Origin of the sequence: Halogranum gelatinilyticum, from assembly GCF_900103715.1 — an archaeon.
GTDB classification, from domain to species: Archaea; Halobacteriota; Halobacteria; order Halobacteriales; family Haloferacaceae; genus Halogranum; species Halogranum gelatinilyticum.
The window spans coordinates 92,811-105,682 of the sequence record NZ_FNHL01000003.1; the positions used below are offsets into that span (position 1 = coordinate 92,811).

Genomic DNA, 12,872 nt, shown 5'->3' on the forward strand with positions numbered 1-12,872 from the left:
CGAACCGTCCGAACCGTCCGAACCGTCCGAACCTTCCTGTCCATCCGGGTTTCGGAGACGGCGCACGGACAGCCCCCACCGGTGTGTTTTTGCGGCCGCCGTCACAGGTTCAGCCATGGACACACCCCGCATCCTTCTGACCAACGACGACGGCATCGAGAGCGTTGGCTTTCGCGCACTCTACGACGCGCTCGACGAGTTCGCCGACGTGACGGCGGTCGCCCCCGCCGACGACAAGAGTGCCGTCGGGCGGGCGATGTCACACGAGGCCGACGTCGCGGAGCACGAACTCGGCTACGCCATCCACGGGACACCCGCCGACTGTACGGTGGCGGGCCTCGGATCGCTCTGTCCCGACGTCGACATGGTCGTCGCGGGCTGTAACAAGGGCGCGAACCTCGGCGCGTACGTCCTCGGCCGCTCGGGCACCGTCAGTGCCGCCGTCGAGGCCGCCTTCTTCGATGTCCCTGCCATCGCCGTCTCGCTGTACGTCCCCGAGGGCGAGGGCGACTGGCGCGAGCGGGCCAACGAACCCGAAGATTACCGCGAGGCGACCGACGCGGCGACCTTCCTCGTCAAACACGCCATCGACGGCGGCGTCTTCGAGCAGGCGGAGTATCTGAACGTCAACGCGCCGATGCCGGGTGAGGAACCCGCGGACATGGTCATCACCGAGCCGTCGACGCTCTACGACATGACGGCCGAACACGAGAACTCGACCGTCCGCCTCGTCGACCGTATCTGGGAGCGGATGCGCGACGGCGACATCCCCGACCCCGAGGGCACCGACCGCCGGACGCTCGTCGAGGGGAACGTCAGCGTCTCGCCGTTGACCGCGCCGCACACGACCGAACACCACGAGTCGCTGGACGGTCTCGCCGCGGCCTACCGCGACTGACCTACTTCTCGCTACTGCCGACTCTCTCGTCGCGCTGCCACCGCGACGAGCAACAGCGCGAGCAGTGCCGCGAGCGGCCCCAACCCCGGACTCCGCGTCTCGGTTCTGGTAGCCGTCGTCGGCGGTGCGGGACTCGTCGGCTCGGCTGTCGCGGTTGGCGACGCCGTGACCGTCGGCGTCGACGTCGGCGACTCGGCTGTCGTCGTCGCCGACGCGGGCGTGGCGGTCGACGTGGCTTCGACGTCCTCGGTCCCGTCGTCGATGTCACTGCTACTGCCATCGTCACCACCGCTACTACCGCCATCTCCGCCGCCACTACCACCACCACCGCCGCCACCGCCACCACCACGGCGCGACTCGCGCACGCCCACGGCGAACACCGACAGTCCGGGCGAGTCCGTCTCGAAGACGTACTGCGTCGGCGTCTCGCGGACGAGCGTCGTCGACAACGCCGTCGGCGAGCCGCCGACGTAGCGGTAGAGTCGCAGGTCGCTCGGCGACGCGCTTGCGTCGGCGAGCGTCGACTTGTTCACCCGGAACCGGAAGACGGCACCGTCGATCTGCGAGTCGGGCACCGAGTGGTCGACCGTGAGATAGCCGAGCGTCGGTCCCGACCCGGTCGCGAGCCGCTGGGTCCCGGCCGGTGCCGCGTCGCTCGCGGTCGTGCTGAGCGTGAAGTCGCCGCCAGCGGTCGTCAGCCGCAGGCTCTCGAAGGTCGTGTTCGCCGCCGCCGACATCCCGCTCGCGCCGCCATCGACGAGCACCGACTGGCCGGAGCCGGCGTTCGAGACGGTCGCGTCGAACTGCCCGTCGGTCTTGACCGTCTGGACGACCGAGCCGGTCACTTTGACCGTGTACCAGTCGTTGTCGGTAGTCGTCTCTCCGAGGGAGTTCACCCCGGACGCGTCGACCTCGTAGTCGTACGTCCCGTCGACGATTGGCGCGGTCAGCGTCGCCTCGGTGCCGACGATGGAGCCGCGGGGGAGTCCCGAGCCGGAGTTCTGCAGGCTCGCCCCGGTCTCCGAGTCGGTCAGCTCGTAGCTGGGATAGGTCCGGTCGTCGCCGTTCCACAGTTCGTAACGGATTGCGACCTCCTCGCCGGGGTCGACGGTCACCTCGTCGGTGGCGTCGGCGAAGGTACAGCTGTCGGCGTCGGTGGGGTCTGGACAGGTCGAGAGTGCCTGGACCCGGACGTCGAGGAGGAGACCGGCCTCGAAGAGCGTCTGGAAGTGCCCCCCGGAGCTGTCGCCGACGGCGGTGTTCAGTCTGGTCGAGTTGGCCCGGCGGCGCGCGTCGTCGTACCACATCGGGGCGTACTCACCGCTCGGGTCGTGGAACCGGAGGCGCGTGCCGACCGTGGACTCGCCGTACGGCGCGGGCACGTCGAACCGGTACTGGCCGGTGACGTCCCGCGTCGTGGTGGTGGCGTACGGCTCCGACGCCCCGACGCCGTCGTGCCGGTAGAGCGTCACCTCGATACCGCTCAGCCGGTTGCCGTATCTGTCGGTCACCGCGCCGCTGACCGTCGCCGTCTCGTCGCGGGCGAGTCGCGTCCCGTACAGCAGGAAGGAGTTGCCGACGCTGGCGGCTTTCACGTCTGCGGTCGCCTCGCTTGGGGCGTCGAACTCCCACTCCTCGACGAACTTCCCCGTCTCGTCGCGGTAGCGTATCTTCACGGCGACCTCGGACTCGCCTTCGGGCGGGTAGACGTCGGTCTCCCAGTAGCCGTTCTCGTCGGTCCGGACGTTGGTCCACTCGCGGAACGTACCGGTGCCGTCGTCGCGGAAGATCGTCACCCGGACGTCCTCAAGCGGCGTCGACTGGTCCGCCCCGTCGTAGACCGACCCCAAGTAGCGGACGGACACGTCTTGTCTGGGCGAGAGCGTCCCCGGCACGTTCGGAAGTTTCGTCCCGCTGACGTATTCGAGGACTTCGGCGTTGTCGGGGTTGAGCGCGTCGCGGTAGAAGATCCGACCGTAGTCATCGCCGGGGTCGGAGAACTTGACGCGGAAGCGGACCGTCGACTCGCCGGGCAGCGGCGCGACTTCGGTGGTGTACCGCCCCGAACTGTCGGTCGTCGTGGTCGCGGGGCTGTAGAGGACGAACTGTCCCGTCCCGTCGTCGCGGTAGACGCGCACGCTGATGCCCTCCAACCGCTCGTTCTCCGCGTTGTCGACGATGCCGCCGACCGTGACGACGTTGTCCTGTAGCTCCTCGTCGAGGTCGATGAGACCGTTGCCGACAGCGGCGGTGACGGCCTCGGCGTCGCTGCCGCTCCGGGCGTTGACCGTCCCGCTCTTGTACCACTCGGTCGCGTACTCCTCGTCGGGGTCGGAGAACCGGAGCTTGGCGTCGACCGACGCGTCGGATTGACTGACCGGCCGGACGGCGATGTCGTACTCGCCGTTCGCATCCGTCCGCTCGGTCGTCCACTCGCGGAAGGTCCCGGTCCCGTCGTCGCGGAAGACCGTCACGTCGATCCCGGAGACCGGCGCGCCGGATTCGTCGGTCAGCGTCCCGAGGAACCGCCCAGTCACGTCGTCTTCGAGGAGCAAGTCCTCGTCGACGGTACCCGTCGTGCCAGCGGGGACGGTGACCGTCGTCGCGTCGTCGGGGTCGAGCGCGTCGTCGTAGGACTCGGAGGCGTAGACGTCGTCGGCGTCGACAAACCGAACCCGCAGGTCGACGCTCGACTGACCCGAGGGCACGTCGGCCTCGAACGAATACCGCCCCGTCGAGAGCGTGTTGGTCGTGCCGACGTCGGTGAACGACCCGGTGCCGTCGTCGCGGGAGACGACGACGAGGATGCCGTCCAGCGGATCGCCCGCCTCGTCGGTCACGGTCCCCGCGACGGTGGCGACGCTCGCGTCGCCGAGCGAGACGTCCAGATTCGACTGCGCGCTCCCGACCGCGGCCGTGACCGCCTCGGCGTCGGACTGCGTCGCGGCCTCGCCGACGCTCTCGTACCACTCGGTCGCGTAGAGGCCGGAGGGGTCGACGAACCGCAGTTTGGCGGTGACGTCGGCGTCGGACTGGCTGACCGGCCGGACCGCGATGTCGTACTCGCCGTTCGCGTCCGTCCGCTCGGTCGTCCACTCGCGGAAGGTCCCGGTCCCGTCGTCGCGGAACACCGTCACCTCGACGCCCGACAGCGGGTCGCCCGCGTCGGTCGTCACGGTCCCGGCGAAGCCGCCGGTCACGTCGTCCTCGACGAGCAGATCCTCGTCGACAGTGACGGTCGTCCCCGCCTTGACGGGGACCGTCGTCGCGTCGTTGGGGTCGAGTGCCTCGTCGTAGGACTCGGAGGCGTAGACGTCGTCGGCGTCGACGAAGCGGACGCGGACGTCGACGTTCGTCTGGCCGGAGGGAACGTCCACCTCGGCACTGTACTGTCCGTTGGCGTCGGTGCCGACACCCGGCAGATCGACGAACGACCCGGTGCCGTCGTCGCGGGAGACGACGACGAGGATCCCGTCGAGCGGCGTGCCCGACGCGTCCGTGACCGTCCCCGCGACAGTGGCCGTCGTGGGCGGGGTCGTCCCCGGTGCCGACGGGAGCGGCGACGAGCAGTCGACGTTGCCGACGCACTGGGTCCCCGTGGGACCGCTCGCCTGCCCCCACCAGTTGCCGGTGGCGTCGCCGGTGTAGTCGCCGCCTTCGGCGTCGATGCCGCCGTTGGCGTTGCCGACGATACTGGTGTTGTCGATGGCCCAGGCACCTTCGGTGTACTTTGCTTCGATGGCGTCGAGACCGCGGTAGTCGCCGTTGTTTTCGATTGTCGAGTCGTCGATGCGCCAGTTACCTTCCGTGCCCTGCACGGAGATGCCGCCCCAGCTGTTGTCGCGGACGGTGACGTTGCGGAGACGCCAGTCGTCGGGTGCGTTCGGGACGTAGACACCGAAGTCGTAGTTGCTCTCGGTGACGGTGTCTCGGATTTCCCAGTCGCCGGCGATGCCGCCGCCGTTGCCGATACCCGACCCCTGGTTGTTCGAGAGCGTCGAGTTGTGGACCGTCCACGCGTCGCTGAAGCTTCCGGCGACGTCGATGCCCGTCGCGCCGTTGCCCGTCGCGGTGTGCCGACCGATGGTCCACGTGCTGTCGCGGCTGGTGATGTAGACGCCCGCGTTGTCGTTGTCGTCCGTCGTCGAGTCGAGTATCGACCACGTGCCGGTCGAGAGGCTGACGAAGATACCCTTGTCGCCGTTCCGGGAGGACTCGACCGAATCCATCGTCCACGCGACGGAGCCACCGGGACCGCCGATTTCGATACCCTCGTCGCCGTTGTCGACGGCGGTGACGCCAGTCATCGTCCACGCCGACCCGGTCGCCGCGGCGACGTCGAGTCCGTCGTCGGCGTTGTTCCGGACGGTCACGTCCTGAATCGTCCAGCCGCCGACGATCTCCGTCTCGCCGGTGTCGCCGTAGCTCGCGTCGCCGGTCGTCCCGCCGACGCTGATGCCGTCGCCGTAGCCCTCGACGGTGAAGCCCTCGACGAGGAGCCCCGACGACAGACTCGGGTCGATGTCGATGCCGACGCTGTCGGTCCCGAAACTCGACCCGTCGAGCGTCGCCCCCGACGGCGCGGTCAGCGTGACGGCCGTCGAGATGGCCACCTCCTCGGGGTAGGTTCCCGGCCGGACTTCGACCGTGTCGCCGTCGCTCGACGCGTCGAGTGCCGCTTGGACCGTGTCGTACGCGCTCGGGTCAGCCGGGTCGACGACGAGCGTGTTGCCGGCTGCTGCCGCCGGTCCGACGCCGACGAACCCGACGAACCCGACGAACCCACCGGTGACGACGAGCACCGTCACGACGAGCGCGAAGTAGGATCTGACACTGTCGGTCGACGACATCGTCACCACTGCTCCGTCGTCGGTCGCGTACGCCACCACTCTCTCGTCGTCGGCCGTGTCGCCGCCCACCGCTGTACCGCCCGTGACCCATCGGAGTTCGAGTCACTCTCTCTTCTAATCATGTTTTCACAGCGTGAACGAGAGACGTTACCTTACCGCGTGAACGGCCGTTCACGGTGTGAACGGGGCATTCAGGGGTCGAAGCGGCGAGAATCGGTCAGACTCGGTCAGGACGTGAAGCGGTCGGGCTGCTGCGGCGTCGCCTCGGCAGCGAGGTCGTCGAGGGTGGCGTCGACCCACGCGAGGAGGGTCGCGTCCGTCGACTCGACGGCACCCTGCGGGACGCCCTCGTCGTCGGTGACGCCGACGAACGCGCGGCCGTCGAAGCGAGCGAGGAACGGGACCGGCGGTCCCTCGTCGACCGTCGAGACGGTCGCGTTCTCCGCCGCAACGATGTCGCGGAACCCCGCACGGACCTGCTCGTCGTCGAGGCTGTCGTCGAAGCCCTGCTGGCTGAGCAGGAGTTCGCACCGCTGTCCGTCCGTACAGACCGCCTGTCGGTGGATTTCGGTCGCTTCGCGCGTCACCCCGTGTGAGTACATCCGCGCCTCGGCGGCGGCGGCACCGACGGTCCCGATGCGGCGGTGGTGTCGGTTCGGCGCGGTCGCGTCGGGAACGGTCACCTCGGCGTCGGCGAAGGCTTCGAGCGGGACGTCGAGGCGGTCGGCGGGGAAGTGTGCGAGGACGGGATCGAGTCGGTCGATGGCGTCGAGCCGTTCGCGGAGCGACGAGAGGCTCTCGGCGACCAGTCGGCCGCGCGTCGTCGTCTCGTAGGTCGGGCCGTCGCGGGCGACCCAGCCGCGGGTGTCGAGGTCGCGCAGGATACGGCCGACGGTCACCCGTGAGGCACCCGTCGCCTCGACGAGTTCGTGTCTGCGCTGCGGCCCGCTCGCGAGCGCGGCCAACACGGCCACCCGGTTCGGCGACCGCGTGAGAAACGCGACGTCCTCGAGAGCTGTTGACATACCCACCCCATTCGACTACGGTGACATATATCCCCCGCGCAGTTCGTCAGGGACACCACGTCCTGCGGCCGCTGACCACGCGAACCGACGCCGACGCACGCGAGTTTTTCTCCGTCGACGTCGACGAGTGGAGCATGACCGCACAGTCAGTGACTCGTGCTGACCTCTCCGACACGGTCGCGCTCATCACGGGCGCGAGCCGTGGCGTCGGCCGCGGTGTCGCTCTCGAACTCGGCAGTGCCGGCGCGACAGTGTACGTCACGGGTCGAAGCGTCGACGACGACCGGACCGAGGACCTCCCGGGCACCGTCACCGAGACGGCCGACCTCGTCACCGAGCGTGGCGGCGAGGGCGTCGCCGTCCACTGTGACCACACCGTCGACGGCGACGTGGCGGCACTGTTCGAGCGAATCGCCGACGAACAGGGACGACTCGACGTGCTCGTCAACAACGTCTGGGGCGGCTACGAGGGTCACGACGAGACCTTCGCCGACCCCTTCTGGGAGCAGTCGTTGGACCGGTGGCCGGGGATGTTCGACGCCGGCGTCCGCGCACACTACACCGCCACGCGACTCGCCGCGCCGACGATGATCGAGGAAGGCGACGGCCTCGTCGTCTTCGTCTCTGCCGGTGACGGCGAGAAGTACAGAGGCAGCGTGATGTACGACGTTGCGAAGACCGCCGTCGACCGCATGGGCAAGGCCGTCGCCCACGAACTTCGGCCGCACGGCGTCGCCTCGGTCGTCCTGCATCCCGGCTTCGTCAGCACGGAGCGCGTCGAGCGGGCGTTCGCGGAGATGGACGAGGACGTGCCCGACACGACCCACTCGCCGGAGTTCGTCGGCCGCGCGGTCGTCGCACTCGCCGGCGACGACGGGGTGATGGGGAAGTCGGGGGGTGTCTACAAGACTGCCGACCTCGGGACCGAGTACGGCTTCACCGACGTCGACGGGTCACAGCCCGAGCCGTTCTACTTGGACACCGAGCTGCTGTGAGCGTCCGCTGGTTGCGGGAGCACCAACCACTATATCCTCCGACGTGTGTGTCTCACCAGTGAATCAGCTGGTCGTCGACCTGCTCCGTGTCAATCTACGCCACGTCCGGGAGTTCCGCGACCGGTTCGACACGGTACAGGACGCGCAGTTTCCCGGTGCGGTGACGGTCTGCTGTTCGGACTCGCGCGTCCTTCAAGACCACATCTGGGGCAACGACGAACCCGGACAGGTCTTCACGGTCGGCAACATCGGCAACCGCGTGATTCAGCGGACCGAGGCCGGCCCGGTCGTCTCGGGCGACGTGCTCTATCCCGTCGCCCACACGGGGACGGAGACAGTGGTCGTCGTCGGCCACACGGGCTGTGGGGCCGTGACGGCGACGTACGACGCACTCACTGGCCGCCTCCCCGAAGGCTCCGAGCCGGCCGGTATCGAATACTGTCTCGACCTCCTGAAGCCGCATCTGCGACCCGGCGTCGAGACGCTTCCCGACGACGTCGGCCGCGCCGGAGCGGTCAACCGGCTCGTCGAGTACAACGTCGACCGACAGGTCGAGTTTCTGTGCGACAGCGACGACGTCCCCGACGGCGTGAGCGTCGTCGGCGTCGTCTACGACTTTCAGGACGTCTACGGCGGCGAACGCGGCGAGGTCCAGCTCGTCAACGTCGACGGCGAGACCGACGTCGACAGCTTGCGCGAGTCCCACCCCGAGGTCGAAGACCGCATCAACCGCCTCTGGACGTACTGATTCTGGTCACTCGCTCGCTTCGTAGAGAGCGACGCGCTCGCGCAGGAACCGACGGACGGTGTCGGTGAACTCGTCGGGCGCGTCGAGGTTCGAGGCGTGGCCAGCGTCAGGAATCACGTCGACCGCGACGTCGCGGAGTCGTGCGGCCAGCTCGGCCGCGTGGTGCCGCACGAACGGCAGTTCGTGCTCGCCGTAGAGGACGAGCGTCGGCACAGCGATGGCCGCGAGGTCGACGCGCTCCTCGTGGAACCGCGTCATCGAGTGAATCACCTTCGCGAACTCGTCGGTGGTCATCTTCGGCCCGGTCGCACGGAGCTGTTCGATCTGCTCGTAGTCGCCGCCGGAGCCGCGGAAGACACGTTCAGTCAGCCAGACGTTTGCCTTCTCGACACGCTCGTAGCCGACGAGCCGGACCGGATACACGAGCGCGTTCAGGACGACGCGTCGCAGGAACCACTCCCCGCGAGAGAGGATGGGTGGGGTGAACGTGTCGGCGAGAACGAGCCCCGACAGGTCGTCTGGATACCGCGCCGCGTAGGACTGTGCGACGAGGCCGCCGAGCGAGAGACCGCAGACGACCGGGCGGTCCAGCCCGAGACCCGTCACGAGCGCGTGGAGGTCGTCGGCGAGCAGTTCGACGGCGTACTGCTCCCGTGTCGACCCGCCGGTCCGGCCGTGGCCGCGGAGGTCGTAGACGACGGTCGTATACTCGTCGGCGAGTGCCTCGGCTTGGGCGTCCCACAGCGAGTGGTCGAGGATGGCCGCGTGGACGAAGACGACCGGCGGGCCGTCGCCGCGCTGCTCGTAGTACGTCCGGCTGTCGCCGGTCTGGACGAAGGGCATAGCCCTCTAGAGGGGCGAGACGAGCATGAACTGGCGGCTGACGAGTGGGCCGAACGTATCTTGTCGTCGTCGCGGGCGAAGCCCGGTCGCGGGGGCACGGGGTGGGTTAGAACACACCCCAGAGCGCGAGGAGCCCGAACCCGACGACGACTGCGCCCGCCAGCTGGTTCACCCGACGCATGACCGGCCGCGTGAACCGTGACCGGAAGAAGCTCACACCGAGGCTCAGGACGAACCACCACAGTGCCGACCCGAGGAAGACGCCCCCGACCAGCACGGCGGCGTCGGTGGTGTCACCCGACGCGCCGACACCCAGTCCGGCGAAGATGCCGACGAAGGCGAGGACGGTGAGCGGGTTGGTCACCGTCAACAGGAACGTGGACCCGTAGTCACCGGCGAGACCCCGTACGTCCGCGGCCGAGGCCGCCGTCTCCGCCGGTTCCGCACGGAACGACTGGACGCCGAGAGCCAGGAGCAAGAGTCCCCCACCGACGCGGATTCCCGTCCGGTAGTCGAGCAGGAGCGAGGACAGTGCCGTGACTCCGAAGCCCGCAATCGCCCCGTAGACGGCGTCCGCAGACGCCGCTCCGAGACCGCTGACGAAGCCGGAGCGTCTCCCCTTAGAAAGCGTTCGCTGGATGCACAGGATGCCGATTGGACCCACCGGGGCCGCAATCGAGAACCCGAGAACGATACCCTGAATCAGGATGCCGATTGTCGTCGTTAATACGCATCACCTACGACCGCTCGGAGGCGACTCTCCGCGATATAGCTTCTGCTGGTGTGTCATGTGCTACCGAACTTGCTCCGTTCGACCTCGCTCAGGCTGCTGAGAGCGGACACGGACCGTCGACCGCTGGATTCCGGAGTGAACATTCTGTACTAGATTTATAAATATACTTATGATTACGCCGCCCGTCTATCAGTCCATCATGAGTTCACGAAGACCGGTCGGTATCTCGCGAGATATGTCACACGCTACCACGAGTCGTCGTCGCCTGCTCACGGGAGTCGGTGCGGTCGCGCTCGGGTCGCTCGCCGGCTGTCTGAACCGCGTCGCGTCGTCGGTGACGAATACGGCCGCGTCGCCTGCGGCGGTGTTCGCAGGGACGCAGGGAGAGAGTGTCGGCGAGTTCGCCGTCGGTGAGCCACACGTGAGTCGGCTGACGCCGACGCTGGCCGAGCGGGTCGAGATGGAGGGCTGGGTCACCTCCTCGCCGCTTTTCGCGCAGAATCACAACTCGTCGCGGAGTAACCGTCACTCGCTGCGGGGGTCGGATGAAGATTCCGACGACGACGGCGTGGCTGATGCTGACGAGGACGACGAACTCGTCGCGTATCTGGACGGAAACCCGATGGTCGCCGAGCGGTTTACCGTCTGCCTGCCCGACGCCGCGGTTCCGGGTGGGAACGGGAGTATCCGGGAAGCGGTGACGCCGGAGCGGCTGGTCGCGTATCTCACGGGTAAATCCAGCGGCGAAGGCCGGGTGTACTCGTGGGGGACGCCGAAGGCCGGTCAGGATGGAGGAGGTGATTGCGATGATAACGACCCGGAGGTGTTCCCGGGAGCGGTTTGTGGGACAACGCCGCACTTCGTTGCGGAGGTGACGGGACCGGTGTCGACGGGCGGGAGTCTGGAGGCCATTCGGGCGGAGGATGGGTCGGTGTTGGTTGTGAGTTCGCCGCCGGGCTCGGGCCGTGGCTCTGAGCAGGTTTGTAGTGTCCAATGGCCTTTTGAACTGGAACGGTGCGGGTCGGGTGGCTGGGCGCGGACGACGGAGGTTGGTTCGTCGACTGGGGTGTCGGTGTTTCAGGTGATGGTACAGCCGCCGCGGTGTCCGAAGTCGTTCCCAGCGTTGTTGTACGTTCAGCGGTGTGAGAGCAACGACCAGCTCGTGTACACGGGTGGGTGGGTCATCGACGACGCCGCGCTGTACGAGAACTCGGTGACGGTGGTTTCGATAGCCGGCCCGACGAGTGTTGTTCCTGTTGGGGGCGGGGACTTGGATGGGGACGGGCTGGAGGATGTGGTGAAGCGGTCAAGTTCTGGTGAGCGTGCGCTGCGGGGGGCACGGATTGATTCGGGTACTGTGGAGGAGTTCGTTGAGCGAGGAGTCGACGGCTTGGCGGAGGACATCATCGATGTCATCACCAGTCGAGGTGGGGAGACCAGAGTTGATGACGGTGTGAACGGAGAGAATCACCGGTTCGTGACCCACGTGTCGGTAGACGCGCCGGTGCTTCACCTGACCAGCGCGAGTCGGGCGTCTCAGGACGTGAAGTTCAAGGCGGGAGCTGAGCTGTCGAAGGCGGTCAACTAGCCCTACCGACTCTCGCGCTGTTCGGCCTTGTTCATCTCGATGAGCAGCCGGAAGATGGCCTTCACGAGGTTCGAGTCGACCTCGAAATGCGCCGCGTTCGTCCCGGCGCGTTCCATCACGCGCTCCTCCTGGGACTCGTCGGTCGTCGGCAGGTCCTTCTCGGCTTTGACCTGCGCGACGGTGTCGGCGACGTAGGTCCGCCGGGCGATGAGTTCGACGATCTCCCGGTCGATGTCTTCGATCTCCTCGCGCAGTTCGTCCAGATTCATCTCTTCGGGTCGTGCTTCGTTCTGTGTCATAGGATGCGTGCTCCGTCGTTCCGTGTGGTGGTCAGCCGTGTCGTGCCGTCTCGTTCGTCCCAGCGGTCCTTCACCGTCTCCAACTGCTCGCGCTCGCCGACGGCGACGACGCTCGGGCCGGTGCCCGACAGCGAGACGCCGTCGACGTGGGGCATCGCCTCGACCGCGGGGTCCGTCGGAAAGTCCAGTGCGGCCGAGAAGGCCAGCCCGTTGACCGTCATCGCCTCGCCGTACCGGCCGTCGAGCGCGAGGTCGTAGACGAGATCCGCCATCGGCGCGACGTCGTGACAGCGGTCGACGTCGGCGTCGGCCGAGAACGCCTGTTCGGGCGGCGTCCAGACGAGGACGTCCCACTCGACGGGTTCGTGCTTGCGCAGGTCGTCCTCGGCGTTGTCGGTGACGGTGACGCCGCCGAGCATACTCGCCGAGGCGTCGTCGAACGCGCCGGTGACGGTCACACCGGCGTCGCGGGCGGCCTGCACACCGAGGCGACAGGCGGCCTCTCTCGACAGTTCGTCGGCGGCGTCGAGCGCGTCGAGCGTCGCCAACACGGTCGCGTTCGCGGCCGCGCTGGAACTCTTCAGCCCCGCGGCCATCGGCACGTCGCTCTCCGTTCGGACGTGGCCGCCCTGGCCGTTGCCGAACTCCTCGACGACGAGTTCGACGCAGCGTTCGATCAGTCGCGTGTCGGCGTCGGGGACGCCGTCGACCGCGCCGTCGACCGTCCCGGTGTCGTCGAGTTCGACGGTCGCGCGCGTCTCGGCGTCGATGGCGAACGCCGACCCGAAGCCGGTCGCGAGGGCGTTCAACACGGTTCCCGCCCCGAGGGCGGCCGCTCGGCCGTTCATACGTGGGGACTGCCGTAGACCGGTTTAGGTGTGGCGGTCGGTGCC

10 protein-coding genes are annotated in these 12,872 nt (G+C 68.0%); 4 read left to right on the forward strand and 6 right to left on the reverse strand.

Annotation, left to right across the window (positions count from 1 at the left end; genetic code table 11):
* Positions 1-115: 115 nt before the first annotated feature.
* On the forward strand, positions 116-898 hold the full coding sequence (gene surE, locus BLR57_RS11825; protein WP_089697761.1) for a 5'/3'-nucleotidase SurE: 783 nt from the start codon (positions 116-118) through the stop codon (positions 896-898).
* 11 nt (positions 899-909) lie between these two features.
* Here the strand turns inward: surE and BLR57_RS11830 are convergent, their stop codons facing one another.
* Both BLR57_RS11830 and BLR57_RS11835 read right to left on the reverse strand, forming a co-directional pair.
* Complete coding sequence (locus tag BLR57_RS11830; RefSeq protein ID WP_139173343.1) at positions 910-5,784, reverse strand: right-handed parallel beta-helix repeat-containing protein; 4,875 nt, start codon at positions 5,782-5,784, stop codon at positions 910-912.
* 191 nt (positions 5,785-5,975) lie between these two features.
* Positions 5,976-6,773 carry a helix-turn-helix transcriptional regulator gene (locus BLR57_RS11835; RefSeq protein ID WP_089697763.1) on the reverse strand — a complete coding sequence of 266 codons (798 nt, stop codon included), beginning with the start codon at positions 6,771-6,773 and terminating at the stop codon, positions 5,976-5,978.
* Between the two features lie 20 nt (positions 6,774-6,793).
* Between BLR57_RS11835 and BLR57_RS11840 the strand changes: the two genes are divergently transcribed.
* Both BLR57_RS11840 and BLR57_RS11845 read left to right on the forward strand, forming a co-directional pair.
* Positions 6,794-7,768 (forward strand): SDR family NAD(P)-dependent oxidoreductase, encoded by a 975-nt coding sequence (locus tag BLR57_RS11840; protein ID WP_211603246.1) that lies wholly within the window; start codon positions 6,794-6,796, stop codon positions 7,766-7,768.
* A gap of 58 nt (positions 7,769-7,826) precedes the next feature.
* Positions 7,827-8,516, forward strand: coding sequence for a carbonic anhydrase (locus BLR57_RS11845; protein WP_089697764.1), 690 nt, complete (start codon positions 7,827-7,829; stop codon positions 8,514-8,516).
* A gap of 6 nt (positions 8,517-8,522) precedes the next feature.
* Here BLR57_RS11845 and BLR57_RS11850 read toward each other — a convergent pair whose 3' ends face one another.
* Positions 8,523-9,359: an alpha/beta fold hydrolase gene (locus BLR57_RS11850; RefSeq protein ID WP_089697765.1), complete on the reverse strand. Its 837-nt coding sequence runs from the start codon at positions 9,357-9,359 to the stop codon at positions 8,523-8,525.
* 106 nt (positions 9,360-9,465) lie between these two features.
* On the reverse strand, positions 9,466-10,023 hold the full coding sequence (locus BLR57_RS11855; RefSeq protein WP_211603248.1) for a LysE family translocator: 558 nt from the start codon (positions 10,021-10,023) through the stop codon (positions 9,466-9,468).
* A 238-nt stretch (positions 10,024-10,261) separates the two neighbouring features.
* Here BLR57_RS11855 and BLR57_RS19725 point away from each other — a divergent pair, with 238 nt between their 5' ends.
* Positions 10,262-11,680 (forward strand): hypothetical protein, encoded by a 1,419-nt coding sequence (locus BLR57_RS19725; RefSeq protein WP_244510008.1) that lies wholly within the window; start codon positions 10,262-10,264, stop codon positions 11,678-11,680.
* Positions 11,681-11,682: 2 nt separating this feature from the next.
* On the opposite strand, the gene BLR57_RS11865 is transcribed toward BLR57_RS19725, so the two are convergent.
* Together BLR57_RS11865 and BLR57_RS11870 are read right to left on the reverse strand one after the other, a co-directional pair.
* Entirely contained in the window at positions 11,683-11,979 is a 297-nt protein-coding gene (locus BLR57_RS11865) for a chorismate mutase (protein WP_089697767.1), read from the reverse strand.
* Positions 11,976-12,827: a shikimate kinase gene (locus tag BLR57_RS11870; RefSeq protein ID WP_089697768.1), complete on the reverse strand. Its 852-nt coding sequence runs from the start codon at positions 12,825-12,827 to the stop codon at positions 11,976-11,978. The genes BLR57_RS11865 and BLR57_RS11870 overlap by 4 nt, the downstream gene beginning before the upstream one ends.
* Positions 12,828-12,872 lie beyond the last annotated feature (45 nt).